The sequence below is a fragment of the Cognatilysobacter bugurensis genome (genome assembly GCF_014652095.1).
Taxonomy (GTDB): domain Bacteria; phylum Pseudomonadota; class Gammaproteobacteria; order Xanthomonadales; family Xanthomonadaceae; genus Cognatilysobacter; species Cognatilysobacter bugurensis.
Genome location: NZ_BMYD01000001.1, coordinates 168,247 through 193,889 on the forward strand (window position 1 = coordinate 168,247; position 25,643 = coordinate 193,889).

Annotated in this window: 22 protein-coding genes; 6 read left to right on the forward strand and 16 right to left on the reverse strand. The window is 69.5% G+C overall.

Annotated elements, in window-relative coordinates; all coding sequences use genetic code 11:
* Positions 1 to 189 precede the first annotated feature (189 nt).
* Positions 190 to 1,053 carry a pirin family protein gene (locus IE075_RS00855; protein ID WP_189452408.1) on the forward strand — a complete coding sequence of 288 codons (864 nt, stop codon included), beginning with the start codon at positions 190 to 192 and terminating at the stop codon, positions 1,051 to 1,053.
* A 93-nt stretch (positions 1,054 to 1,146) separates the two neighbouring features.
* Here IE075_RS00855 and IE075_RS00860 read toward each other — a convergent pair whose 3' ends face one another.
* The 6 genes from IE075_RS00860 to mfd all read right to left on the reverse strand — a co-directional run bounded on the left by IE075_RS00860 (position 1,147) and on the right by mfd (position 10,403).
* The gene (locus IE075_RS00860) at positions 1,147 to 1,596 is read right to left on the reverse strand and encodes a hypothetical protein (RefSeq protein ID WP_189452410.1); all 450 of its coding nucleotides are present in this window, start codon (positions 1,594 to 1,596) and stop codon (positions 1,147 to 1,149) included.
* 165 nt (positions 1,597 to 1,761) lie between these two features.
* Complete coding sequence (locus IE075_RS00865) at positions 1,762 to 2,130, reverse strand: hypothetical protein (protein WP_189452412.1); 369 nt, start codon at positions 2,128 to 2,130, stop codon at positions 1,762 to 1,764.
* Between the two features lie 14 nt (positions 2,131 to 2,144).
* Complete coding sequence (locus IE075_RS00870; RefSeq protein WP_229792249.1) at positions 2,145 to 2,885, reverse strand: endonuclease V; 741 nt, start codon at positions 2,883 to 2,885, stop codon at positions 2,145 to 2,147.
* Positions 2,882 to 3,466, reverse strand: a complete 585-nt coding sequence (locus IE075_RS00875) for a SixA phosphatase family protein (RefSeq protein WP_189452414.1) — start codon at positions 3,464 to 3,466, stop codon at positions 2,882 to 2,884. Before IE075_RS00875 ends, IE075_RS00870 begins: the two co-directional genes overlap by 4 nt.
* Positions 3,463 to 6,765 carry a PAS domain S-box protein gene (locus IE075_RS00880; protein WP_189452416.1) on the reverse strand — a complete coding sequence of 1,101 codons (3,303 nt, stop codon included), beginning with the start codon at positions 6,763 to 6,765 and terminating at the stop codon, positions 3,463 to 3,465. The genes IE075_RS00875 and IE075_RS00880 overlap by 4 nt, the downstream gene beginning before the upstream one ends.
* A gap of 122 nt (positions 6,766 to 6,887) precedes the next feature.
* The gene (gene mfd / locus IE075_RS00885; protein ID WP_189452418.1) at positions 6,888 to 10,403 is read right to left on the reverse strand and encodes a transcription-repair coupling factor; all 3,516 of its coding nucleotides are present in this window, start codon (positions 10,401 to 10,403) and stop codon (positions 6,888 to 6,890) included.
* 246 nt (positions 10,404 to 10,649) lie between these two features.
* On the opposite strand from mfd, the gene IE075_RS00890 reads away from it, so the two are divergent.
* Positions 10,650 to 11,075, forward strand: coding sequence for an organic hydroperoxide resistance protein (locus IE075_RS00890; protein ID WP_189452420.1), 426 nt, complete (start codon positions 10,650 to 10,652; stop codon positions 11,073 to 11,075).
* Between the two features lie 60 nt (positions 11,076 to 11,135).
* On the opposite strand, the gene IE075_RS00895 is transcribed toward IE075_RS00890, so the two are convergent.
* Positions 11,136 to 11,681 carry a GNAT family N-acetyltransferase gene (locus IE075_RS00895; RefSeq protein WP_189452422.1) on the reverse strand — a complete coding sequence of 182 codons (546 nt, stop codon included), beginning with the start codon at positions 11,679 to 11,681 and terminating at the stop codon, positions 11,136 to 11,138.
* Positions 11,682 to 11,732: 51 nt separating this feature from the next.
* On the opposite strand from IE075_RS00895, the gene IE075_RS00900 reads away from it, so the two are divergent.
* Both IE075_RS00900 and chrA read left to right on the forward strand, forming a co-directional pair.
* Positions 11,733 to 12,083, forward strand: a complete 351-nt coding sequence (locus tag IE075_RS00900; RefSeq protein WP_189452423.1) for an MmcQ/YjbR family DNA-binding protein — start codon at positions 11,733 to 11,735, stop codon at positions 12,081 to 12,083.
* Entirely contained in the window at positions 12,067 to 13,377 is a 1,311-nt protein-coding gene (chrA, locus tag IE075_RS00905) for a chromate efflux transporter (RefSeq protein ID WP_189452426.1), read from the forward strand. Before IE075_RS00900 ends, chrA begins: the two co-directional genes overlap by 17 nt.
* 31 nt (positions 13,378 to 13,408) lie before the next feature.
* Here the strand turns inward: chrA and IE075_RS00910 are convergent, their stop codons facing one another.
* The 9 genes from IE075_RS00910 to IE075_RS00950 all read right to left on the reverse strand — a co-directional run bounded on the left by IE075_RS00910 (position 13,409) and on the right by IE075_RS00950 (position 24,634).
* Positions 13,409 to 14,311: a DUF808 domain-containing protein gene (locus IE075_RS00910; RefSeq protein WP_189452427.1), complete on the reverse strand. Its 903-nt coding sequence runs from the start codon at positions 14,309 to 14,311 to the stop codon at positions 13,409 to 13,411.
* 107 nt (positions 14,312 to 14,418) lie between these two features.
* Positions 14,419 to 15,276 (reverse strand): 23S rRNA (adenine(2030)-N(6))-methyltransferase RlmJ, encoded by an 858-nt coding sequence (locus IE075_RS00915; RefSeq protein WP_189452429.1) that lies wholly within the window; start codon positions 15,274 to 15,276, stop codon positions 14,419 to 14,421.
* Positions 15,277 to 15,396: 120 nt separating this feature from the next.
* Complete coding sequence (locus IE075_RS00920; RefSeq protein WP_189452431.1) at positions 15,397 to 15,942, reverse strand: phosphatase PAP2 family protein; 546 nt, start codon at positions 15,940 to 15,942, stop codon at positions 15,397 to 15,399.
* Positions 15,939 to 17,117 (reverse strand): glycosyltransferase family 4 protein, encoded by a 1,179-nt coding sequence (locus tag IE075_RS00925; protein WP_189452433.1) that lies wholly within the window; start codon positions 17,115 to 17,117, stop codon positions 15,939 to 15,941. Before IE075_RS00925 ends, IE075_RS00920 begins: the two co-directional genes overlap by 4 nt.
* A 108-nt stretch (positions 17,118 to 17,225) precedes the next feature.
* A complete protein-coding gene (gene ppx / locus IE075_RS00930) occupies positions 17,226 to 18,755 on the reverse strand; it encodes an exopolyphosphatase (protein ID WP_189452435.1) in 1,530 nt (509 codons plus the stop codon).
* Between the two features lie 14 nt (positions 18,756 to 18,769).
* Positions 18,770 to 20,893: a polyphosphate kinase 1 gene (gene ppk1, locus IE075_RS00935; protein WP_189452436.1), complete on the reverse strand. Its 2,124-nt coding sequence runs from the start codon at positions 20,891 to 20,893 to the stop codon at positions 18,770 to 18,772.
* The gene (gene phoR, locus IE075_RS00940; RefSeq protein WP_189452438.1) at positions 20,890 to 22,209 is read right to left on the reverse strand and encodes a phosphate regulon sensor histidine kinase PhoR; all 1,320 of its coding nucleotides are present in this window, start codon (positions 22,207 to 22,209) and stop codon (positions 20,890 to 20,892) included. Before phoR ends, ppk1 begins: the two co-directional genes overlap by 4 nt.
* Positions 22,210 to 22,251: 42 nt before the next feature.
* Entirely contained in the window at positions 22,252 to 22,959 is a 708-nt protein-coding gene (gene phoB, locus IE075_RS00945) for a phosphate regulon transcriptional regulator PhoB (RefSeq protein WP_189452440.1), read from the reverse strand.
* A gap of 94 nt (positions 22,960 to 23,053) precedes the next feature.
* The gene (locus IE075_RS00950) at positions 23,054 to 24,634 is read right to left on the reverse strand and encodes a M48 family metalloprotease (protein ID WP_484484278.1); all 1,581 of its coding nucleotides are present in this window, start codon (positions 24,632 to 24,634) and stop codon (positions 23,054 to 23,056) included.
* Between the two features lie 197 nt (positions 24,635 to 24,831).
* Here IE075_RS00950 and grxC point away from each other — a divergent pair, with 197 nt between their 5' ends.
* Together grxC and IE075_RS00960 are read left to right on the forward strand one after the other, a co-directional pair.
* Positions 24,832 to 25,122, forward strand: a complete 291-nt coding sequence (grxC, locus tag IE075_RS00955) for a glutaredoxin 3 (protein ID WP_229792250.1) — start codon at positions 24,832 to 24,834, stop codon at positions 25,120 to 25,122.
* On the forward strand, positions 25,119 to 25,517 hold the full coding sequence (locus IE075_RS00960) for a carboxymuconolactone decarboxylase family protein (RefSeq protein ID WP_189452444.1): 399 nt from the start codon (positions 25,119 to 25,121) through the stop codon (positions 25,515 to 25,517). Before grxC ends, IE075_RS00960 begins: the two co-directional genes overlap by 4 nt.
* Positions 25,518 to 25,643 lie beyond the last annotated feature (126 nt).

Genomic DNA, 25,643 nt, shown 5'->3' on the forward strand with positions numbered 1-25,643 from the left:
GCCTCCGCGCGGCGCCAGCGTGGGAGCGCGTGAAAGCAGGCGTTTCGCACCGCGTGGCGCAACCGGTGCGCCGACGCGCGCCTGCGGTGCGCCGATGCACGCCTGCGCAACGGTGGTTTCCAAGGCCCGCCCTCGTACGGCCGGACGCCGACGCCATTATCTGACGTGTCCACTCGACCCGAGGCCGCCATGTCCACCGTCCCCTCCGCCGCCCGCGTGATCCGCACCTTGCGCGGCATGCCCGCCTCCGACGGCGCGGGCGTGAAGCTCACGCGCGTGATCGGCACGCCGCAGCTGCCCGACCTCGACCCGTTCCTCATGCTCGACGAGTTCGGCACCGACCGGCCCGAGGATTACCTCGCCGGATTCCCCGAGCACCCCCACCGCGGGTTCGAAACCGTCACCTACATGCTCGACGGCCGCATGCGGCACCGCGACAACCGGGGCAATGAAGGCGTGCTCGTGCCGGGCAGCGTGCAGTGGATGACGGCCGGCAGCGGGCTCGTGCACTCGGAGATGCCGGAGCAGCTGGAGGGCCGCATGCGCGGTTTCCAGCTGTGGGTGAACCTGCCCGCACGCGACAAGATGCAGCCGCCGCGATACCAGGAATTCGCGCCCGAGCGCATCGCGCAGGCCGAGCCGGCCGAGGGCGTGCGCGTTAAGGTGATTGCCGGACGCGTCGGCGATACGGTTGGCCCCGTGTACGCCGCGGGCGACGCGGCGACGGCGCCGGTCTACCTCGACATCGAGCTCGCGCCTGGCGCGGCGTGGACGCACGCGCTGCCCGGCGGGCATAACGCGTTCGTCTATGTGTACGAAGGCGCGGCGTCGGTCGGCGAGGGGGAGGCGCGTCGCCGCGTGGGCGCGCAGGAACTCGGCGTTCTCGGCGGCGGCGCGGACGTGGCGCTCGCGGGCGGCGAGGCCGGTGCGCGCCTCATCCTCGTCGCCGGCCGGCCGTTGCGCGAGCCGGTGGCGCGGCACGGGCCGTTCGTGATGAACACCCGCGAGGAGCTCATGCAGGCGTTTGTCGACCTCCAGCAGGGCCGGTTCTAGTCGACCGCACTGCGGCCGCAGACGTCAGCCGCCGTGGCGTGCGGTCTACGTCGGCTGCAGCCGCGAAATCGGGCGGCGTCTGCCGCCCTGACCTCACTTGCTGCTGAGTTGGGCGTTGCGGAAGCGCAGGTCGGCGGTCTGGCTGAGCGCCTGGTCGAGCTGCTGCTGCGTCTTCGCTTGCACCCACACGTGGGCGACGCGGCCGTCGGGCAGTTCGATGAGCGTTTCGCGCGCCTGCACGTCCGGCTGTGCGGCGAGCTCGCTGCGGTACCACTGGACTTCGCGGCCGTCGATCACCGCCTGCTCGGCGCGGTTCCCGCGCGTGGGCTTGAACGGTGAGTCGTTCGCGATGAAAAGCCCGAATGCCTCGGAGCCATCCGGGCGCAGCGCGCGGCAGAAGTCTGACTTGGCGGTGGCCTTGTGCTGCCAGATGAGGCCGGAATCGGCGGGCAGTTGTGGGCAGGCGATATCGCTCTGTGATTGGGCATACGCCCCGCCGGCGAACGCGAGCAGAACAGGCAGACAGAAAATCGAAGTGCGCATTGTGGGGTCCCCCTTGACGGCCGCTGAACCGAGCGGCACGTCACGAACGTAGCTCATTCACAGGGCCTTGACAAATCCGCGTTTCGAAGACTGTGAACCGGTTGTGTTCGTTTGCCTGTTCCGCCGTTTGACCGATTCTGTGCAACCCGTTGACGCCGTCCGGCCTCAGTCAAACGGTCCCACCGCGACGCGCGCGCTGACTGGCGTCCCCTGAGTTGCCGAGATCAGGCGAACACGGTGGCCGCCGACGCTTGCGGCGTGCGCGTCGGTCGCTGTCGACAGCTCGACGGTGCGCGCGCCGACGCTGGAATCCAGTTCAAAACGCAGGACGGCCTCCCCCGCGTGGATGCACTGCACCTTCGGCGGGCAGCGCGAGTCGGACACGACGGCGACGAAGCGCAGGCGGCCTCCGCCCGGGAGTGGAGCGTGCTCGCCCGGCGCGAGCCGGATCTCGACTGGCGTCTGCGCGGTCGCCGCCTGCTTAGCGCGTAGATCCGGCTGCGTGCAGGCGCCGACCGCGAACAGCACCGCCATTGCCGCTGCAGACCTCATGTGTGCAGCGACGGGCCCGACCGCGCGCCCGGATGCCAGCGGCGCGGTCCGGTCCCGCCCGGTTCGTGTGCCAGTTCGTGTGCGAGGTCGACCGGCCGCGGTAGGCGCTGTGCCTGCAACGATCGCAGCGTCAGTTCGAGCGCGCTCTTGAGCGACACGCGGTGGCCAGGCGAGACGAACACCGGACGCGCGTCGCGGCAGGTGCGCACCGACCAGCCGACCTGCTGATCGCCTTCGCGCAAGCGTGTCGCATCGCAGGGCGTCGGGCCCGGCTCGGGCGCGCTGCCGGCGAGCCGGTCCCGGGCCACGCCGATCGTTGGCACACCCGTGGCTAGTCCGAAATGCGATGCGAGCCCACAGCGCCGCGGGTGCGCGATGCCGTGGCCTTCGACGAACGCGACTTCGGGGCGGTAGGGCAGCGCGTCGAGACTTTCGAGCAGCGCAGGGAGCGCCCGGAACCCGAGCAGTTCACGCACGTAGGGCAGCGGTGCTTCGACCTCGCGCACGTCCACGTGGAGCGGCTGCAACGTCTGCAGGTCCATCAGAACCGCCGCGGCGCGGACGCGGCGGCCGTCGCCAGCGGTGCGCGCACTGAAGCCGCCCACGGTCGTCAGAGTCGGGCGGAAGCCGTCGCCAAGCTCGACCTCGCCGGCGAGGGTGCACTGAAGCGCGCGCGCGCCGCCTTCCGTGCCATCCCAACCGGCGAGGCCGGCGCGGGGCCAGGTGGCATTGATCACCACGTTTCGGCCTCGAGTCGTGCCGGGCCGTCGGCGCCGGGCGCGCGGAGGCGATAACGTAGCGCGTAGTCGTGCTCGCCCATCGGCGGAACGGTGCAGCTGCACAGCGCCGCCGCGAGCGCCGGGACCGTGTTGCTGTGCCCAACCACCAGGACCAGGCCGCGCGGATGCCGGGTTCGCAGGTCGCGAGCGAGTGCTTCAGCGGCGCGCGGGTCGTAGGCCTCGACGGACAGACCGTGCGCCTGCGCGGCCGGCGTCGCGGTCGCACGCGTCCGACGCGTGTCCGTGGAATACACGGCGACGAGCGGGGCATCGCGCAACTCCGCCGCGAGGCGTTGCGCACGTGCCTCGCCTGCGGGCGTCAGCGTCGGGTCACGCGGGTCGGCAGTGCTTTTTTCGGCATGGCGCACGAGCAGGTACGTTGGGCCGCTCTCTACCGCCGAGGCGTCTGCGGCCGGTGCGGAAGCGCACCCGAGCAGCAGCGTCGAGAAGCCGACCACGGCGGCAATGCCGATGCGCACCGCGCCGCGCGCGTGCGTCCACGCGCCGGTGCGCGTGGTGATGTGGGGCAGGGCGGTCACGGCGTCGTGAGCTCGCGGCGGCGCCGACAGGCCTCGTCGACGTTTGCCAGCAGTGCGTCGGGGTCCACCGGTTTGACGAGGTGCCCGTCGAAGCCGCAGCGCTCGCTGCGATGCCGGTCGTCCTGCTGGCCCCAGCCGGTGACCGCGAAGATCGCGAGCGCGTGGCCCCAGGCTTGCGCGCGCACGTGCGTGCACACTTCGTAACCGTTCCGGCCGGGCATCCCGATGTCGACGAGCATCGCGTCCGGGCGCAGGCGCTCCGCCGCTTCGATGCCGGCGTTTCCGTCGTAAGCCACATGAACCTCCCGACCGCACAGGCGCAGGAACATCGCAAGCGAATCTGCGCTCTCCCGGTTGTCGTCGATGACGAGCACCCGCTGCGGTCCGTCACCGCGATCTGTTACCCCATCGGCGATCCGCGGCGTGGAGCCGTGTGCCGTCGGCGTGTCGCACAGCGGCAGCCGTACGGTGAACTCCGCGCCGCAGCCGCGGCCGGCGCTCTGCGCGCTTACGGTGCCGCCGTGCAGTTCGACAAGGCTGCGCACGAGCGTGAGCCCGATCCCGAGGCCACCCTGTGCCTGGTCGAGCGTGTGGTCCACCTGGCTGAACATCTCGAACACGCGCGGCAGCATGTCGAGCGGGATGCCGACGCCGTTGTCGCGGACGCGGACGACGGCGTCCGTGCCTTCGGCTGACGCGGACACAGCAATCCGGCCGCCGTGCGGCGTGTACTTCGCCGCGTTGTTGAGCAGGTTCGAGAACACCTGTGCAAGCCGGATCGCGTCGGCGTCGAGCAGCAGAGGCGCCGTTGCAAGCTCGACGTCGAGCGCGTGGCGGCCGGCGTCGACGAGTGGCCGGCTGGTTTCGACCGCGTGCTGGATCACCTGCGCCAGGTCGATGCGCTCGCGGCGCAGCTCGATCTTGCCGCGGCTGATGCGCGAGACCTCGAGCAGGTCGTCGACCAGTCGTACCAGGTGGCGCACCTGCCGATCCATCATCGCGTGCATGCGCGGGAGGTCGACCGGGGCTGCGGACTCCATCTGCAGGATATGCAGGCAGTGGCGCAGCGGGGCGAGCGGGTTGCGCAGCTCGTGCGCGAGCGTGGCGATGAACTCGTCTTTGCGGCGGTCGGCGTCGCGCAGCGCTTCCTCGGTCTGGCGGCGCTCGGTGATGTCGAGCGTGACGCCAGCGACCGCGATGGCCTGGCCGCGCGCGTCATAGGCGGCGCGACCGCGCGCGACGAGCCAGTGCACGCTGCCGTCCGACCAGACGACGCGGTATTCGGCCTCGTAATCGCGGTGATGTTCGATCGCGGCCCGGAGTTCGGCCTGCATCGCATCGCGGTCGTCCGGATGCACGAGCTCGTCCCACAGGCGCGCATATGCGAGCGGGGCATCGGCAGCGAGCCCGTAATGCGACTTGCACAGCGCGGTGCAGGTGAAGTCCATCGTGAGCAGGTCGAGCTGCCACGAGCCCAGCCGGCCGGTCACGAGCGCGAGGCGCAGGCGCTCTTCGTTGCGGCGCAGCGCCGCCTCCGTGTGCTTGCGGCCGGTGATGTCCGAAAACAGCACGGCCACGCGGCGATCGGCCGGGCGACCAATGCGGAACGCATAGACGTCGAACCACCGCTGCAGCGCCCGCGCCTGTGCTTCGAAGCGGACGGGACGCCCGCCGTGGGCGACCTCGCCGTAGGTGCGAAACCAGTGCGGCTCAAGCCCGGGTATCAGCTCCAGCGCGGTATGCCCGACCGCGTTGCGCACGCCGCAGTGCCGCTCGAACGCCGGGTTGACCTCGAGGTGCCGGTAGTCGAACGCGGTGCCGTCGGGGTGGCAGAGCAACTCGATGACGCAGAAGCCCTCGTCGATCGACTCGAATAGCAGGCGGTACTGCTCGCGGCTCTCGCGCATTGCTGCGTTCGCGCGGGCGCGTTCCAGGCGCAGGTGAACGCGCGCGGTGAGCTCGTGCAGCAGCTCGCGCTCGTCGTCGCGCCACTCGCGCGGCTGCGCGTCCTGCGCGACCAGCACGAAACGCCAGCGGCCCCCGCTCGGGAACGGCACGATCATCACCGAGCCGATATCGCGCGCGCGGTATTCGTCCAGGCGCACCGCCGTACGCGGGTCGGTCGCCACGTCGTGCACGGTGATCGTGTTGCCGGTGCGCAACGGCTCCAAGAAGCGGTCGTCGATGACGTCCGAGAGCGTGCGCGGCGCGCTGACGACATGGTTCTCGCCGTGCAGGTGGACGACCGTCGCGTCTTGGCCGTCTTCGCCGACGTCCGCGAACACGAGCGTCGGGATGCCGAAGTAGCGGCCGATCCGGTCGGCCGCAACGTGCATGATGTCTTCGGCGTCGTCGAGCTGCGCAAGCGCCGACTGCATCTGCGACGCAAACCGCGCATCGCGTTCCCTGCGCCGGTGCTCGTCGATTTCCAGCATCGACCCGATGCAGCCGAGCAGCGCGCCGTGCGCATCGAAGCGCGGCGCGACCGCATCGAGCACCCAGCGGTGCTGGCCGTCGTGGCGGCGCAGCCGGTATTCGATGCGCGTGGGGCGCCGCCGCTCGTGTGCGGTGAGCAACGTCGTGCGGACGCGCTCGCGGTCGTCCTCGTGCACGCAGGCGAGGCGGTCTTCGTCGACATCGAGCGTCGCAATGCCCGTGAACTCGCGCCAGGAGTCGCTGACGAACGTGCAGCGCCCGTCGGCCTCGCTGACCCAGATCATCATTGGGGCGTGGTCGGCCATGGTGCGGAAGCGCGACTCGCTCTCGTGCACGCACTGCTGCATCCGCCAGCGCTCGAGGTGGCGGCCCACGAGCCGCGCGCAGCGCGCGAGCATCGCGTCGTCGAACTCGCTGCAGGCCTCGCGGCGCAGCGCGGTCAGGCGCGCGCCCGGGACATCGGCGAGCGGCACGTGGCGGACGCGCCCGAAGCCGAGCGCAGGCACCGCGGTGAACTCCGGAGGTGTGACGCCGGCGGGATCACCGAGCAACGCCGCGAGCGCGAGTGACTGGGCGTCGTCGAGGCCGGCCGCGGCGGGCGGCGCCGCGCTCGAGGTCGCCCGCCCCGGCTCGATCAGCACCGCATCGGCCTGCACCAGCCGCCGCACGCCTTCGGCGACTGCCGCGAGTACGCGGGCTGCCGCCTCGGGCGACCCGACCGCATCTAACCACGCGTCCAGCGCGTCGAGAGCTGCGAGCGGATCGGCTGCGTCGCATCGGTCGAGCGAGATCAGCGGCACCTCGAGGCAGGGTCCGGCGGACACGCCGGTCGGCACCGACGGGCGGATGCGGGAGGACGGCAAGAGCGGCTCCGGAGGTCAGCGCGTGACGAACGTGTGTTTATACGATGCGAAGCCGCCTCAAGAGGTAAAGGTTCTGTGATTGCAACTCATGCATTGCCGCAGGCTGACGTATCAATCGCGACTCAAGCGCTCTGCGTCAGCAGCGTCAGCAGGCCACGCGCCGCGTTCAGCCGCGACGGTGCGTCCGGGAGTTCGAGCTTCACACGCAGCTTGTCGGGGCCGTCCATCTGGTAGGTCTTCGGCTGGCCCTGGATGAGCTTGATGATCGCCATCGGGTCGACCTTTGGTTTCTCGGTGAACTGCACGCGGCCGCCGTTCTCGCCGAGATCGAGCTTGCGGATGCCGATGTCCGTCGCGCGTTGCTTGAGCTCGGCGATCGCGAACATGTGCTTGGCGGCGTCCGGCAGCAGGCCGAAGCGGTCGATCATCTCGACCTGCAGCTCGCGCAGCTGCGCTGCGTCGTGCGCGCTGCTGATGCGCTTGTACAGCGTCAGGCGCGTGTGCACGTCGGGCAGGTAATCGTCCGGAATCAGCGCCGGGATGCTGAGCTCGACGTCCGCGCCGCGCGCTTCCTGCAGGTCAACGTCGGGCAGGTGCCCGCGTCGGATCGAGCGCACCGCGCGCTCGAGCAGCTCGGTGTACAGGCTGAAGCCGACCTCGGCCATCTGGCCGCTCTGGTCCTCGCCGAGCAGCTCGCCCGCGCCGCGGATCTCGAGGTCATGCGTGGCCAGCGTAAAGCCTGCGCCGAGCTCGTCCATCGCCTCGATCGCGTCGAGACGCTTCTTCGCGTCGGAGCTGATCGCCTTGCGATCCGGGATGACGAGATACGCATATGCCCGGTGGTGCGAACGGCCAACGCGGCCGCGCAGCTGGTGCAGCTGCGCGAGGCCGAACTTGTCGGCACGGTTGATGATGATCGTGTTCGCGTTCGGGATGTCGATGCCCGATTCGATGATCGTCGTCGACAGCAGCACGTTGAAGCGCTGCTTGTGGAAGTCGAGCATCACGCGTTCGAGTTCGCGCTCGGGCATCTGGCCGTGCGCGACGCCGATGCGCGCACCCGGCACGAGTTCCTGCAGCTGCCGCTCCATGCGGCCGATGCTCTCGACGTCGTTGTGCAGGAAGTACACCTGCCCGCCGCGCGCGAGTTCGCGCTGAAACGCCTCGCGGAGCTGCGCGTCGTCCCAGGGCACGACGAACGTCTGCACCGCGAGGCGGTGCGCGGGCGGCGTGGCGATGATCGACAGGTCGCGCAGGCCGGCCATCGCCATGTTGAGCGTGCGCGGGATCGGCGTCGCAGTGAGCGTGAGGAGGTGGACGTTCGCGCGCAGCGCCTTCAGCGCTTCCTTCTGGCGTACGCCGAAGCGCTGTTCCTCGTCGACGATCACGAGGCCCAGATCTTTGAACTTCACGTCCGGCTGCAGCAGGCGGTGCGTGCCGACGATGACGTCGATCGTGCCCTCGGCGACCTTCTCGAGCTCGGCCGCGATCTCCTTTTTCGACTTGAAGCGGCTCAGTACCTCGACGCGGATCGGCCAGTCGGCAAAGCGGTCGCGGAAATTGCGGTAGTGCTGCTCGGCGAGCAGCGTGGTCGGCACGAGCAACGCGACCTGCTTGCCGCCGACGGCGCAGGCGAATGCCGCGCGCACCGCGACTTCCGTCTTGCCGAAGCCCACGTCGCCGCAGACCACGCGATCCATCGGCTGGCTCGATTGCAGGTCGCGCAACACGGCTTCGATCGCCGAGTGCTGGTCCGGCGTCTCCTCGAACGGGAACGCGGCTGCGAACGGCTCGTACATCGCGCGGTCGACATCGACCGCGAGGCCCGCACGCGCGTGGCGCTTGGCCTGGATCTCGAGCAGCTCTGCGGCGACGTCGCGCACCTTCTCGGCGGCTTTCTTCTTCGCCTTCGTCCACTGCTCGCCGCCGAGCGAATGCAGCGGTGCGGTTTCTTCGGACGCGCCCGAGTAGCGGTTGATCAGGTGCAGCTGCGACACCGGCACGTAGAGCCGGTCGCCCTTCGCGTACTCGATGTCGAGGAACTCGCCCGGCGTGCCGCCGACGTCGAGCGTGACCAGGCCGCGGTAGCGGCCCACGCCATGGTCCTCGTGGACGATCGGCGCGCCTTCGGTGAGTTCGCCGAGGTCCTTGATGATGGCCTCGGGCTCGCGGCCGACGCGCTTGCGGCGGCGCGGCTGCGAGGCACGCTCGGGGAACAGCTGGCGCTCGGTGAGGACGGTGAACGTCGGCGTGCTGATCGCAAAGCCGTCTTCGAGCGGCGCGACTGCGATCGCGAACAGTTTGTCGGGCGGGGCCTCGTTCGCGGGTTCGGGATGCCGCATCGGTCCGCGCGCGGTGAACGCCGCCCAGTCCGGCAGCACCGTCGGCTTGAGGCCGACCGAGTCGAGCAGTTCGAGCAGCGCTTCGCGCCGGCCCGCAGAATCGGCGGCGATGAGCACGTCGCCCGGGTATGCGCCGAGGAAGGACTTGAGCGAGTCGACCGCCGACGGATCTCGCGGTGCGAGCGGCAGCGGCATCGCGGGCTGATCGCCGAGCGCCTGCGCGCGGTCGATCTGCGCATGGCCCTCGGCCCAGACTTCGACGCGGTGCCCCTGGTTGAGCTGCGCGCGCAGGGCTTCGGGGGAGAGGTACAGCTCTCCCGGCGGAAGCAGCGGCCGCTCGACATCGTGGCGCCGCTGCTCGTATCGGTCGGTCGTTTGCTGCCAGAACTGCTCGGCAGCCTCGAACACGCCATCGCCCACAAGCGGCAGCGCATTGCCGCGCAGGTAATCGAATAGCGTGGCCGTTTCGCTGAAGAACAGCGGCAGGTAGTACTCGATGCCAGCGGGTGCGCTGCCGGCCTTGAGGTCTTGGTAGAGCGCACTGCGCCGCGTGTCGACGTCGAAGCGTTCGCGCAGTGCGTCGAGCGCACGCTTGATCGACGCCTCGTCGAGCGGCAGTTCGCGGCCGGGCAACAATTCGATCGAATCGACCTTGTCGAGCGAGCGCTGCGACTCCGGATCGAACAGGCGGATCGTGTCGATGTCCTCGTCGAGCAACTCGACACGGAACGGCTGATCGGCGCCCATCGGGTACACGTCGAGCAACCCGCCGCGCACGGCGAAGTCGCCGGGGTCGAGCACCTGCGGCACATGGCGGTACCCGGCCGATTCGAGGCGGCGCTTCTCCTCGTCCATGTCGAGCCGCTGGCCCACGCGCACGTCGAAGTTGCCGCCCACCACGTGCTTCGGCGGCGCAAGACGCTGCATGAGCGTCTGAACCGGCACGACCACGACGCCGCGATTGAGCTTCGGCAGCCGATGCAGCGCTGCGAGTCGCTGGCTCACCAGATCCGGGTGCGGGCTGAAGCGGTCGTAGGGCAGGGTTTCCCAGTCGGGAAACAGCAGCACCGGTACACGCGCGTTCGGCGGACCGGACGCCAGCAGCGTGCGCAGGTCGCTGTCGAGCTGCTGCGCGGCGTGGTTGTCGCGCGCGATGGCCAGTAGCGGGCCGTCGAACGCGGCCGCGGCGGTGGCGATGTGGAAGGCCAGCGCAGACGGCGAGGCGGGCGCGCGCCACCAGGCGCGCAGCTGGCCCGGACGCGGCAGCGGCGGAGTCGAAATCGGGGGAAGGGGCATGAAGACGCGGTCCGCGGATCGATTCGGCACGCGGCCGGGCCGGCGTGCGGGGCGACGATTCTAATGGAACGCCTCGCGCGGCCCGTCCACGCGGTGCGCACGGCGCGAGCCGCGCGATGCACCGTTGCAGCCGTGCCGTGCAGGAACGATTGCGCGCCGCGCACGCGCTCACTAACGTCGTTCGACCCGTCGCGCAGCATGCGCGCGCGATCTGATCCCCCGATTCCATCCCTCAGGAGTATCCCGATGCCGCTCGATTCCGTGCTGTACACCGCCCAGGCCACTGCGACCGGAGGCCGCGATGGCCGCGCCGTGTCGTCCGACGGCGCACTCGACGCCACCCTCTCGACGCCGCGCGAGCTCGGCGGCGCCGGCGGTCAGGGCACCAACCCCGAGCAGCTGTTCGCCGCGGGCTATTCGGCCTGCTTCATCGGCGCGCTGAAGTTCGTCGCCGCCCGCGAGAAGGTCGCGTTGCCAGCCGACACGCGCGTGGAAGGCAGTGTCGGGATCGGCCAGATTCCGGAGGGCTTCGGTCTGCAGGTCGAACTGCGGGTCGCGCTACCGGGCATGCCGCAGGAGCAGGCGCAGTCCCTCGTTGAGCAGGCGCACCGCGTGTGTCCGTATTCGAATGCGACGCGCGGGAATGTGGACGTGATGCTGACGCTGGTCTGACGTCGCTGCTCGCCGTATGACGACGCCGTGCCCTCGCGGGCGCGGCGTTTTTGTTATCGATCAGTGCAGCTCGCGCAGGTCGAGCGTCATGCGCACGAGCCCGGGTGTCTTAGCGGCCTCGCGCGTGAAACCCAGCGACTGGGCCAGCGCGATCATGGCCTCGTTGCTCTCGAGCACCTCGCCGTAGAGCTGCTGCAGCCGCCTGCTGCGCGCCCACTTCACCAAGCGCGTCATCAGGTACCGACCGACGCCCATGTTCGCGATGTGCGAACTCACGAGTATCGCGAACTCGCCGTCGCGCTCGTTCGCATCGACCGCCACCCGCGCGACCGCGCCGATCAGCGCCTCGCCCGGTGGCAACGGCTCGGCTGCGACAAGCGCGAATTCGCTGCGCGGGCTCACGCGCGTAAACCGCTGTGCAAGCTCCGGTGTCAGCTCGCCCATCGTGTACGCGAAACGCTGCCGCACCTCTTCGGGTTGCAGCAGCGGAAATCCGGCGCGCAGCGGTTCGGCGTCCTCGGGACGGATCGGACGGATCAGCAGTTCGCGTCCGTTGGGCAGGCGTTGGCGTTCGTGCCAGGGCGGAAGGCGTTGACGTTCCATCATGTCTCGATGTTGGCACACTGCCGGTGGCCAACTTCTTCATTCGGTGTCGACATGGACGAGCCTGCACTGCGTGATTGCGCGCTGGCCTGGCCCGGCGTGAGCGCGGAGATCAAATGGCAGGACGACCTGGTGTTCTCGGTCGACGCGAAGATGTTCTGCGTGCTGAGCGTCCGCGGCCCGCAGGCCGGTCGCGTGAGCTTCAAGGTCGACGACCACCGATTCCTCGAGCTCACGGGCCAGCCCGGCTTCGCGCCTGCGCCGTACCTCGCGCGGGCGCGCTGGGTGCAGGTGTCGGCTCCGGACGCCCTGCCCGGCGAACAGCTGCGGATGTTCGTTCGCCGCAGCTACGAGCTGGTGCGCGGGAAGCTGTCGAAACGGAGACAACGTGAACTCATCGACTGAGGTGGCGCCGGTTGCACCCACGTTTTCGACCGCGGTGCGGTTCTGGTTCGTGCTGGGTTGCATCAGCTTCGGCGGGCCGGCGGGGCAGATCGCCGTCATGCACACCGAGCTCGTCGACAAGCGCCGCTGGATCGATGAGGCCTCGTTCCTGCGCGCGCTCAACGTGTGCATGTTGCTGCCCGGGCCCGAGGCGATGCAGCTGGCCGCCTGGCTCGGCTGGCGCCTGCACGGCGTGCGTGGCGGGCTTGTCGCGGGCGGGCTGTTCGTGGTGCCGGCGGCGGTGCTGCTCGCCGGGCTGAGCTGGCTCTACGTGCGCTTCGGGGAATCCCCAGTGGCGACGGGCGTGGTGTTCGGGCTGCAGGCCGCGGTGCTGGGGATCATTGCGTACGCCGCGCGCAAGATCGGCGGCCGCGTGCTGAAGACGCCGTTCGCGTTCGTGCTTGCGCTGCTCGCGCTCGCCGCGATCGCGCTGGCTGCCGTGCCATTTCCGGCCGTGGTGGCAGGCGCGGCGCTGGCGGGGCTCGCGGTGCGGCGCTGGCGCCCCCAGTGGCTCGCGGCGCCGACGTCCGCGCACGGTGCGCCGGGTGTCGCGTCGGCGTTGCCAACCGCCTCGCTCGGCGCCGGCTACTCGGTTCGCATCGGCATTGCGCTGCTTCTCGCGTGGTGGCTGCCATTGCTGGCGCTCGCCGCGTGGCCGGGACCGGGCAGCACGGCATTTGCGATGGGCCTGTTCTTCAGCAAAGCCGCGCTCGTGACATTCGGCGGTGCGTACGCGGTGCTGCCTTATGTCGCCGAGGAGGCCGTTCGGACCCACGGCTGGCTCGACGCGGGCCAGATGATGGCGGGACTGGGCCTTGCGGAAACCACGCCCGGGCCGCTCGTGCTCGTGCTGGAGTTCGTGGGCTTCGTGGGCGGCTGGCAGCAGCCGGATCTGGCCAGCCCACTGGCGTCGGCCCTGCTGGGCGCCGCGGTATCGCTGTGGGCGACGTTCCTGCCGAGCTTCCTGTTCGTCCTCGTGCTCGCGCCGTGGATCGATCGAATCGGCGATGCAGGGGCGGTCGCCGCAGCGCTGTCCGCCGTGACGGCGGCGGTGGTCGGCGTCATCGCGCATCTCGCGCTGTGGTTCGGCGCGGCGCTGCTGTCGGGGCAGACGACGGCAGCGGCGGCATTCGCGGTCGTGGTGGCCGTCGTGACCTACGTCGGGCTGGCGCGCTGGCATTGGCCGGTCGCCGCCGTCGTGGTCGGTGCGGGCGTGCTCGGAGCGCTCGCGCAGACGGTGCTAACAATCGTCTGAGGTTTGCGCGCTGCGGCGCGTCCGCTCCCCGTCAGCTGCGCTTGCCGCGCAGCTTCGAGATGGTCTTGACGACGAGGAGCACCGCGGCGCCCAGGACGATGCCGACCAGGGCGTCGAACGCCATGCCGATCAGCGTGCCGCCGGCGCCGTGCTTGTACGGCTCGATGAAGTGCTCGAGCGCCGGGATTCCGTGCACGAGGATGCCGCCGCCGACGAGGAACATCGCGGCGGTGCCCGCAATTGATAGGAATTTCATCAGCCACGGCGCGAAGCGCAGCAGGCCCGCACCGATCGCCCGGCTCGCGGCGTCCGCGCGTCGGCTGAGCGCCACGCCGAGGTCATCGAGCTTCACGATGCCGCCGACGAGGCCATACACGCCGATCGTCATGATCACGGAGATCGCCACGAGCACCGAGAGCCGCGTCATGAATGGCTGGGTCGCGACCGTGCCGAGCGTGATCACGATGATCTCTGCCGACAGGATGAAGTCAGTGCGCACCGCGCCTTTGATCTTGTCGCGCTCGAACGCGACCATGTCGACGTTCTCGTCCTGCAGCGCTTCGACGTGCTCCGCGTGCTCTGCGGCCTTCTCTTCGCTATGCAGGTATTTGTGCGCGAGTTTCTCGACGCCCTCGTAGCAGAGGAAGCCGCCGCCGATGATCATCAGCGGGATCACCGCCCACGGCGCGATCGTGCTGATCACGAGCGCGGCGGGCACGAGGATCGCCTTGTTGAGCACTGAGCCCTTGGCGACCGCCCATACGACGGGCAGCTCACGGTCGGCGCGGATCCCGGTGACCTGCTGCGCGTTCAGCGCGAGATCGTCGCCGAGCACGCCGGCCGTCTTCTTCGTCGCCACTTTGGTCATCACCGCAACGTCGTCGAGGATTGCGGCGATGTCGTCGATGAGCGTGAGCAGGCTGGCGGCGGGCATGGGCGAGGGCGGGTCGTGAAAGGGCGCAGGAGTGTCGCACAGCCGGTGCAGCGCGCCGCGTGCAGGTCAGCGCGAGGATTTGACTCGCGCGAGCGTGCGGGAGGCCGTCAGGCGGGCTCTTTGAGCCAGTCGAGCCGCCACGATCCGCTCGGATCGCCGAGCGTGCGCGCCAGCAGCTGCAGGGCGCCGCGCAGCGTTTCGTCCAGGCGCCACGGCGCATTGAGCAGCAGCAGGCCGCTGCCGTTCATTCGCAGCGGCGAGTCGTCCGGGTGCACGAGCAACTCGGCGACGAACGTGGACTTCGCCGGCAGCGCCGCGGCGCGCCGGTAGAACGGCTGCAGCGCGCGACGCATTTTGATCGGGTACCACAGCGCGAACGTGCCCTGCGGCCAGCGCGTCAGTCCTTCGCGCAGCGCATGGATCGCGGTGTCGAATTCCTCGAGCTGCGCCTCGTACGGCGGATCGATGATGACCAAGCCCCGGTTGAAGCGCGTGTCGCCGATACGTGGCGGCAGCAAGGCCTTGATCGCCGCATACCCGTCGCGCTCGTGCGCCGACACCCGCGCGTCGGCGGCGAATGTCGAGCCGAGCAGCTGCGCTTCTTCCGGGTGGAGCTCGCAGGCGGCAATGCGGTCGTCGGGACGAAGCGCATGCGCCAGCAGCCACGGCGAGCCGGGGTAACTGGCCGAGCCGTGGACCTGCCGGCACGCGCGGACCGCCGCGAGATAGCGCGTGATGGCCAGGTGCTTGGGCGATTCGGCCAGCAAGCGTCCGATGCCGCCTTCGGCCTCGCCCGTGCGCAGCGCCGAATTGCTGTCGAGGGCGTACAGCCCGCGTCCGGCGTGGGTGTCGAGCGCAAACAGCGGTGCCGGCTTGGCGGTCAGCGCGTCGCACAGCGCCAGCAGCGCGACGTGCTTGAGGACGTCGGCGTGGTTGCCGGCATGGAATGTGTGGCGGTAATTCATCTCCATAGCCTACGCAGTCCGCCCGGCGCCGCCCAGCGCGAGCGCGGCTGGTCAAACCGCAATCGCGAATCAGCGGCAAGGGTCGACGCCGTCGACCCGAGGGAACGGCAGCCGCGTGTGCTACTGAACCGGCAGCGGCCAGAGCCACCACGATGCGGCCGCGATCGAACCTCCGAGCACGGTCGCCGCCAGCACGTCGGTGGGGTAGTGCAGGCCGAGCACCACGCGCGATGCCGCGATGCCCGCAGTGAACGGCACGAGGATCCACGCGAGCGACGGGTAGTGCGCGATTGCCACGAGGCTGAATGCCACCGCATGCAACGTGTGGCCCGACGGAAAGCTGAACTCGTCGAGCGGCGCGACCAACGCGCGGATGCGTGCGTCGAACACGAACGGCCGCGGGCGCTGCGTGTAGCGCTTGAGCACCCGGTACAGCGCGAGCGCGACGACGCCGGTCAGCGCCAGGTGCATGGATGCGAGGACACCGGCAAACCCGTCAAACAACACGAGCATCGCCATGAGCGCGTACCAGGCAACGCCGTCGCCGAGCCGGCTGATCACCGCGAAGATGGGCCGGGCTCGCCCCCGCGAGCACCAGCGATTCGCGCGCAGGCACCAGCCCGCGTCGTGCCGGCCGAGGTGGCGGCGCCATTGCACTGGCTTCATCGCGCACTCCCTTCGTACAAGGCCGGCGCGGGACGGGGCTCCCCCGCAGCACGCAGACGGCCTGCACGGCGGTCGACCAGCCCCTGCAGCAGGCGATCGAGGTCCGATGCCAGCTGCGCCGGATGCAAGTGCAGCACGGCCTGGCGCGCTGCGCCCGCCATCGCGCGGCACAGCACGTCATCGGCCGCGATGCGTACGGCGGCGTCGATGAATTCCTCGTCCGTGGGACCCGTCGCCGCGCCGCCGCCGCTGCCGCGCAGATGCTCGCGGGCGGCGGCGGTGTCGAAGGCGACGGTCGGCACGCCGCTCGCCATCGCTTCAAGCGTCACATTGCCGAACGATTCGGAGCGGCTCGGAAACAGCAGCAGATCGCCGCTCGCATAGTGGCGAGCAAGTGCCCCGTCACGCTGCAGCCCGCAGAAAGTCAGGTCGGGGTGTGCCCGCTCGAGCGCCGGCCGCGACGGGCCGTCGCCGACTATGACGAGGCGGGTGTCGGCACGGAGCCGCTGGATGCATCGGAATGCCGCGATCGCCAACCCGACGTTTTTCTCCGGCGCGAGACGTCCGACGTGCAGCACGACGAGCGTGTCGTCGCTGGCGCCCCACCGGGCGCGAAGGGCGGCATCGCGCCGCGCAGGCGAGAAGCGCGCGGTATCGACCGTGCGCGGCAGGTGTACGACGCGGTCGAAGCGCTGCGCCTGCAGGCGCTGCTGCAGCTCGCGCGTGGGAACGAACGTGGCATCACCGCGGCTATGGAAGCGGCGCAGCCACGCGAGCGCGAGCGGCTCCAGCGCCCCGAGGCCGTAGTCGCGCAGGTACCGGTCGAAGCGTGTATGGAACCCGGTCGCGACCGGGATGCCGAGTCGGCGCGCCGCGCGCACGGCCGACCAGCCGAGCGGGCCCTCTGTCGCGACGTACAGCCCGTCGGGGCGGTGCGTGCGCCAGTGGCGCACGAGGCGCGTCGTGGCGGGCAGGCCGAATTGCAGCCCCGCGTAGCGCGGCAGCGGAGCGCCCGGAACCAGCAGCTCGTGCGGCGCAGCGCGGTCGGACCGATGCGGCCGCACGACCGATACTTGGTGCCCGCGGGCGCGAAGGCCGCACTCCATCGACTGGACGGTCAGCGCAACGCCGTTGACCTCGGGCGGGTACGTCTCGGTGACGATCGCGTACTGCATGCGGCCCTCCGGTTGAGGGCAGCCTGCGCCGCGCGCATGAAACACCGGTGTCTCGCGCATGACTGCGGCATGACGCGGCCTTGGGTGTCTTGAACCGCGCGATAAGGCTTACGCGGTTTCGAACCGGAGCGCGACGCCGATGCGTTCCACCATCTCAGGCTCGCCGGCCAAGTCGGCCTGCAGCAGGGGGCGCGCTTCGAGCCAGCGGCCGGAGAGCGTGACCGTCAGCGCGTCGTCCTGCGCATGGGCGTCCAGCTGCGGGATCGGGTCGGCTTCGTGCGCTCGGTGCAGCAGCACGGCGAGTCGGAGCAGGACGGTGCTGCGCCGCACTTGGGCGAGGAGGCGGTCGGGCAGTGCATCGAACGGCGCCTTCGGAATCGTGCGGCGATGCACGCGAACGAGGGCGGCGAGGAATTGCTGTTGCTGCCGCGAGAACCCCGCGATGTCGGAATGCTCGATCACGTACGCGCCGTGCAGGTGGTATTTGCTGTGCGCGATCGCGAGCCCCAGCTCGTGCAGGCGCGCGGCGCGCGAGAGCATGAGGCGATCGTCCGCATCGAGCCGCCATGGCTTGGCGACCTGGTCGAACAATCGCATCGCAGTTGCTTCGACGCGGGACGCCTGCGCCCGGTCGTTCCCGTAGCGCTGCATCAGCGCTTCGACGGCCGTCTCGCGCGGGTCCAGCGAGCTGCCGCGATCGAGCATGTCGTACAGCACGCCCTCGCGCATCGCCGCCTTGCTGACCTGCATCCGCTGCAGGCCCAAGGCCTCGAACGCCGCTTCCAGCACCAGGATGCCGCCCGCGATCACCGGCCGGCGCTCGTCCGACAGGCCCGGCAGGTCAATCTGGTCGATGTGCGCGGCCTGCAGCAGGCGATCGCGAACGACGGGCAGTGCTTCGGCGCTCACCGCGCCCTTGGTGAGCTTGAGCTCCGCACAGATCGACCCGATCGCCTTGATCGTGCCCGAGGTGCCGAGTTCTTCCGTCCAGCCCAGCGCGCGATACGCGGCCGCAAACTGCTGGAACTGGGCCGCGACTTCCGCGCGCGCCTCCTGCCATCGCTTCGCCGACAGCTTGCCGTCGTCGAAGAAGCGCCGCGTGGTGGCCACGCAGCCGAGTTGCACGCTCTCGCGCTCGATCGCCTCGAACCCGGCGCCGATGATGCATTCCGTCGAGCCGCCGCCGATGTCGATGACGAGGCGCAGCTCGCCGGGCTTGGGCGGCTGCGCATGCGCGACGCCGAGGTAGATCAGACGCGCTTCCTCACGGCCAGCGACGACCTCGATCGCTGCGCCGAGCGCACTTTCGGCGGGCATGAGAAACGCGTGCGGGACCGAAAGCCGGCGGACCGAGTTCGTCGCGATTGCACGCACGCGCTGCGGCGGGATGTCGCGGATGCGCTGGCCGAACCGCGCGAGGCACTCAAGCGCGCGTTCGCGCACGGCCGGGTCCAGCCCGCCGCGCGCGTCGAGGCCTTCAGCCAACCGCACCGGCTCCTTGATGCGGTCGACCACGCGCAGCTGGCCGAGCACGTAGCGCGCCACCACCATGTGGAAGCTGTTCGAGCCAAGGTCGACGGCGGCGAGGAGGTCGCCGTCCTGCAGCGGCAGGCGCGCGGTGTGGAGAAGGCCAGTCATTGGGGAATGATCGGCTATCCGCAAAGACGCGCCAACAGCGCGCTCTGCGCCGAGTGCAGGGGTTCACCTGCCGCGGCCTGTACGAGTCGGTAGGTCCCGTCGGGCGCGAGCGTCCAGGCGTTGAGGTTGTCGGCGAGATAGTTCTCGAGCGCTTCGTCGAACACGCGCTCGGCGGCGCGCTCATCGAGGATCGGAAAACCGGCCTCGATGCGGCGCAGCAGGTTGCGTTCCAGCCAGTCCGCACTCGAGCAGAACAGGTCCGGCGAGCCGTCGTTTCCGAACCAGTACACGCGATGGTGTTCGAGGAAGCGACCGACGATCGAGCGCACGCGGACGTTTTCAGAAATGCCCGGCACTCCGGGGCGCAGCGTGCATGCGCCGCGCACGATGAGGTCGATCTGAACGCCGGCCTGCGACGCCTGGTACAGCGCGCGGATCACCTGCGGCTCGTTGAGCGCGTTGAGCTTGGCGATGATGCGGCCGGGCCGGCCGGCACGCGCGTGTGCCGCCTCGCGCGCGATGCGTTCGAGCAGGCCGGCATGCAGGGTGAACGGCGATTGCAGCAGGCACTCGAGCTTGAGCTTTGGCGCCAGGCCCGAGAGCTGCTGGAAGATCATGTGCACGTCGCTGCCGATTCGCGGATCGGCCGTGACCAGCCCGAAGTCCGTGTACACCCGCGCGGTGCCTGAGTGGTAATTGCCGGTGCCCAGGTGCACGTAGCGGCGCAGCTTCTGCCCCTCGCGGCGCACGATCAGCATCATCTTCGCGTGCGTCTTGAAGCCGACGACCCCGTACACCACCTGCACGCCGGCTTCCTGCAACCGGTCCGCCAGCCCGAGGTTTGCCTCTTCGTCGAAGCGCGCGCGCAACTCGACGACAACCGTCACGTCCTTGCCGTTGCGCGCCGCCTGCACCAGCTGTTCGACGATGGGCGAGTCCTTGCCCGCGCGGTATAGCGTCTGCTTGATCGCGAGCACGTTCGGATCTTCAGCAGCCTGCTTCAGCAGCTCGAGCACCGGAGCGAACGAATCGAAAGGATGGTGCAGCAGCAGGTCGCGCTCGGCGACCGTCTTGAACATCGTGTCCACGCCGTTCGGCACGCACGGCGTGTACGGCGGGAACTTCAGCTCGGGGCGCTGCACGAGGTCGTAGATCTGCAGCACGCGGCTGAGATTGACCGGTCCATTGATCCGGTAGACGGCGTTCTCAGTCAACTCGAAGTTGTGCAGCAGCGCCTGCACGATCGCCGGCGGGCACTGCTCCGCGATCTCGAGCCGCACCGCTCGCAGGTAGCCGCGCCCGGCGAGTTCATCGCGCAGCGCAAGCGCGATGTTGTCGACCTCTTCCTCGTCGACGAGCAGTTCGGAATTGCGCGTCACCCGGAACTGGTACGCGCCCTTGACCTGCATGCCCGGGAACAACTCGTCGACGAACGTCGCGAGCATCGCCGAGAGGAACACGAAGTCGTTCGCGCCGCCGGAGATTGCCTCGGGCAATTGGATGATGCGTGGGAGGGAGCGCGGCGCGCGGACGATCGCAAGGTTGCCCGCGCGTCCGAACGCATCCCGCCCCTCGAGCACCACGACGATGTTGAGCGACTTGTTGAGGATCTTCGGAAATGGGTGCGCGGGGTCCAGGCCGAGCGGCGAGAGCACCGGCATGATTTCTTCACGAAAGACGTCGCGCAGCCATTCAGTTTGGGCCGGCGTCCACGTGTCGCGCCCCATCACGCGGATTCCGGCGTCGTTGAGCGCCGGGCGCAGCACCTTGTTCCAGCAGTCGTACTGCGCCGCAACCAGTTCGGCCGCGCGATCGTGGATGCGCCCGAGCACCGTCGCCGGCGCCAGCCCGTCGGGACCTGCGCCGAAGCCGAACTCCAGCGCGTGCCGCAGCGTGCCGGCGCGGATCTCGAAGAATTCGTCCAGGTTCGTGCAGCTGATGCACAGGTACTTCAGCCGCTCCAGCAGCGGCACGCGCTCGTCCTGCGCCTGCGCGAGCACGCGGAAGTTGAAGTCCAGCTGCGACAGCTCGCGATTGAAGTACAGCGACGGCTGGCGCAGCGGATCGTCCGACGCGCCGTCGCCGGTGTCGGAGGTGGGAAGGCTGGCGACGGTGCGTGGTTCGTTGGCGGTGTTCATGCGGGCTGCGGATGGGGCTTGCGCGATCGTAGCCGTTCGACCCCGAAGTGGCATGAGAAGGTGCTGCCGCGCCCGACCTCGCTCGTGATGCCGAGCCGGGCCTGGTGCAGGTTCAACACGTGCTTGACGATGGACAGCCCGAGCCCGGTGCCGCCGCTCTCGCGGGAGCGGCTGTTCGACACCCGGTAGAAGCGCTCCGTCACGCGCGGCAGGTGCGCCGCCGGGATGCCGTAGCCGCTGTCGACCACCTCGAGCGCGACACCCCGGCCGTCGCGCCTGAAGCGAATGCGGATCGAGCCTCCGGCAGGCGTGTAGCGCACGGCATTGCTGACGAGGTTCGAGAACGCGCTGTGCAGTTCGCGGTGCGAACCCCACAGATCGACCCCGGCCTCGTCCTCGACGGTGACGTCGTGGCGGCTCTGGCTCAGCGCAGTCGCTTCGCGGCGCAGCGCAGCAAGCATCGGCGCCATCGCGACGGTCTCCTCGCTCGGCAGACTGTCCTGCGATTCCAGCCGCGAGAGCATCAGCAGGTCTTCGACCAGCTGCGTCATGCGCTGCGACTGGCGCTGCATCTCCGCAAGCATCGGCGCCCACTCCGGGTTGTCCTCCGGGTCGAGCATGTCCAGATAGCCGTGGACGACGGTCAGCGGCGTGCGCAGCTCGTGCGATACGTTTGCGACGAAGTCGCGTCGCATCTGCTCCAGCAGAAGGAGGCGCGTGACATCGCGGGCGACGAGCATCCACAACTCGTCGGAGTAGGGGATCAGGCGCAGCGTCAGCGTCACGGCCGGATTGACCGGCGAGCGCGTCTCGATCGGTTCCGCGTGCCGGCCCGCAGAAAGCCAATGTGCGAGCGGCAGCGGCTGCAGCCGCGCAACGAGCGGCGCGCCGATATCACCCGGATACTGCAGCCCCAGCAGCGCACCGCTGGCTTCGTTGAACCACTGGATGCGCTGGGTGCCGCGGTCGACCACGACGATCGCGTCCGGTAGCGCCGCGGCGGCCGCGCGGTACGCACGCAGCATCTCGATGAGTCGGCGCTTGCGGCCGCGCATCTCGGCCTGGCCGCGGTACAGCAGCCGGTCGAGTTCATTCCACACGCCATCGCCCAGCGGCGGCGCAAGTCGTTGGCGAGCAGTGAGGCGCAGGAGCACGCCGCGCAGGCGCCAGTAATGCCAGGCCACGACGCCGAGCGCCGCGAAGGTGACGATCGGCCACGGGTGTCCGCTCATGACCCCAACGGCCGCCGCGCCGGCTAGCACGGCGAGGAGCTGAGACAGCGTGCGGAGCCACGCGTTGCGGGTGCGATGGGGCATTGGATCAGTCTAGGCGCGGCCGTGGCGCACGGCGAACGCGGCTCAGCCTTCGAGTGACGCCGAGAACCGATAGCCGGCGCCGCGCACGGTCTGCACCATGCCGTCGATGGCGTGTGGCTCGAGCGTCTTTCGCAGGCGACGAATATGCACGTCCACCGTGCGCTCCTCCACATAGACGCTGCCGCCCCACACATGGTCGAGCAGCTGCGTGCGCGAGTACACGCGCTCGGGGTGGGTCATGAAGAAGTGCAGCAGGCGGTATTCGGTCGGACCGATCTGCACCGGCTGATCGGCGCCGCCCGCGTTCGCGAACACGCGATGTGCGGCGCCGTCGATGCGCAGCGCCCCGACCGAGACGCTGCCGTCCTCGTCGTCGTCGCGCGAGCGGCGCAGTACCGCGCGGATCCGGGCGAGCAGTTCGCGCGCCGAGAATGGCTTGACGACGTAATCGTCGACCCCCGCCTCAAGGCCTCCGACGCGGTCGTTCTCTTCACCCCGCGCCGTCAGCATGATGATCGGCACTTCGCGCGTGAGCGACTCGCGCCTCCAGCGGCGCGCCAGGTCGAGCCCGCTCGTGCCGGGCAGCATCCAGTCGAGCAGGATCAGGTCGGGCACGCGGTCGGCAATCGCCGCCTGCGCCTCACGCCCGTCGGCAGCGTGCACCGGGTCGTACTCACCTTTGCGCAAGGCAAACGCGACCATGTCGCGAATGGCCGGTTCGTCTTCAACGATCAGGATGCGCTTGAGCACGTTTCACCGCACAGTTAGCTCGAAACCGCGTCAGTACACTACTGATTTATGACGCGGCAGTGACATCGTCACATCTTCGGTCAGGCCTTGGTCCTCACTGCCGACGAAGGTCCTCATCGCGAATGCCCTGTCGCTTGAGCTCGAGGACGGTCGGCGTGATCGCAGCGATGCGCGCCTCGATCCGTGCCCGCGCGTAATAGTCGAGTTCGCCTTTTTGCTTGAGCGTGTTGAGCTGCAGCAGCGCCTGTTCCGCGCGCCCGCTCAGCAAGGCCGCCTCGGCGTAGGCCTCGCCGGCCCGGACCGGATCGCCCGCAATTTCACTCGCGCGCGCGAAGGTGCGCTGGAAGAGGGCATCGTTCGACGAGGTTGAAAGCAGCGGGCGCAGTACAGCTTGGGCGCGACGACCCGCATCCGGCGCGTCGCGCTCGCCCAGCAGGCGGGCGTACGTCAGGGCGACGGCGCGGTCACGCGGATTCGCGCGGAGCAACGCTTCCAGGCGCGCGTCAGCCGCTGCGGCGCGGCCGCTGCGCGACTCGGCTTCCGCGAGCGCGAGCGTCACCCAGCGGTTGTTGGGCTGGCGCTCCGAAAGCGCCGTCAGCGCCGCAGTCGCAGGGCCCGCCTGGTTCGCGCGCAACCGGGCCACGGCCTGGCCGTACCGCTGCGCGTCGTCGAGCCGCCCGGTTTTTTCGATGCGTGCGTACTCGTCCAGGGCGGTGGACGGCGTTTGCGCGGTGAGCACGCGCATGCGCTCGCGCGCGAATGAAAACTCCCCCGTGCCGCCGTTCGGCGCAGCCGCTGACACCTGCATCCCGCCGGGCAGCAGCGGGTTATCGCTCAGCGACGAAGCCACGAAACGACGCCCGGGCGCGCGCGCGATCTGCTCGGCGCGCTCCTTCGCCTCGCTGATACGGGTTGTCGTAACCGGGTGCGTGCGCAGGTAGTCCGGCGTTTCGCCGAACCAGTTCGCCGCGTTCGTGCGCGAGCGGGCGTGCAGCGTGGCGAAGAAATCGGCCATCGCGGCGACGTCATATCCGCCGCGCGACAGGGTCTGGATCCCGACGCGGTCGGCTTCGGACTCGCTGGAGCGCGTGTAGTCGATCTGCCGCTGCTGGGCGAGGCCCATCGCCGACACGATCGCCGCCTGCGCTGCGTCGTCACTGGAGTTGCCGCCGGCCGACTGCGCGACCACGATTGCGCCGAGCATCGCGAGCAGCAGTGGCAGCTGGTCCTTCTGCGCGCGCTCGACCGCGCGCAGCACATGGTCCTGCGTGACGTGCGCGATCTCGTGCGCAATCACCGCGGCCACCTCGTCCTCGCGCTCGGCCGCGAGCACCAGGCCTGCGTTCACGCCAATGTAGCCCCCGAGCGTCGCGAAAGCGTTGATCTCACGCTGCCGCATCATGAAGAACGTGAAGGGCTGCCGCGGCTGGTCGCTCTGCGCAACGAGCCGAGCGCCGAGGGTGTCGAGCCAGCTGTCGACCAGCGGGTCTTCGAGGATGTAATCGTAGTGGCGCAGCTGCGCGAGCATCATGCCGCCATAGCGCGACTGATCGGTCGGACTCAGCAGTTCGCCAGCGGACGACCCGATATCGGGCAGGCGCGGTTCCTGCGCGAGCGCGAGCGGTCCCGCCAGCAGCATCGTCACGAGGGCAGTGGTGAGCAGGGAGCGGCGCAATCGGAAGTCCTCGCGTGAAGCACGTCGCACGGTGGCGCGACGCGTGTGAACCCATCTTTAAGCGCGGCCGTCGGACGCGACGTTGCAACAGCGGGATGGAAAACCCGCGCCGCCGGTCGCATATTGCGACACGTGTCCGCGGCGGGCCGCTCCTGCCTCAGACCTCAGAACCCCTCCCAAGTTTCCGGAGCACGATCTTGACCCAATCGCCGCAATCCGCGCCCGCGATCACGATTTACACCACCGCGGTGTGCCCGTACTGCGTTGCCGCGAAGAACTTCCTCAAGAGCAAAGACCAGACCTGGACCGAAGTCCGCGTCGACCTTGACCCCGAGGAGCGCTCGCGCATGCAGGCGCTCACGAAGCGCACGAGCGTGCCGCAAATTTTCGTCGGCAACGTGCACGTCGGTGGGTACGACGACATGATCGCGATGCACCGCGCGGGCAAGCTCGACCCGCTGCTCGCCGGCGAGGGTCAGCGTTCATGAGCGACGCGCAGCAGGCCGAGCAGGACCGGATCGCCGAATTCACCGCGTTCCGCAAGCGCATGAACGAGCGCATCCTTGCCGAGCCCAACCAGGTGGTGCGGCGCTTTTTCGCGCTCGACACGCAGACCTACCAGCCCGGCGTGCTCGACGTAAAGACGAAGGAGCTGCTCGGTCTCGTCGCGTCGATGGTGCTGCGCTGCGACGACTGCATCAGCTACCACGTCGCGCAGTGCAAGGAGGCCGGCGTGAACCGTGCGGAGATGTTCGAGGCGTTCTCGGTGGGCCTCGTGGTCGGCGGTTCGATCGTGATCCCTCACATGCGCCGGGCCGTCGATTTTCTCGATCGGCTCGAGCAGGGCGAAGCCGCGGCGCCGTCGTCGCACGAGCACGATTGAAGCGAATCCATGCATCCGGGCGCCTGCATTGACCCAATGTGACGTGTCCGCGGCCTGCAGGTGCAGGCCGCTTCCGGCATAATTCACGGTCGTTTTTCCCCGGCGCGCCAACCACTTGCGCGCCCC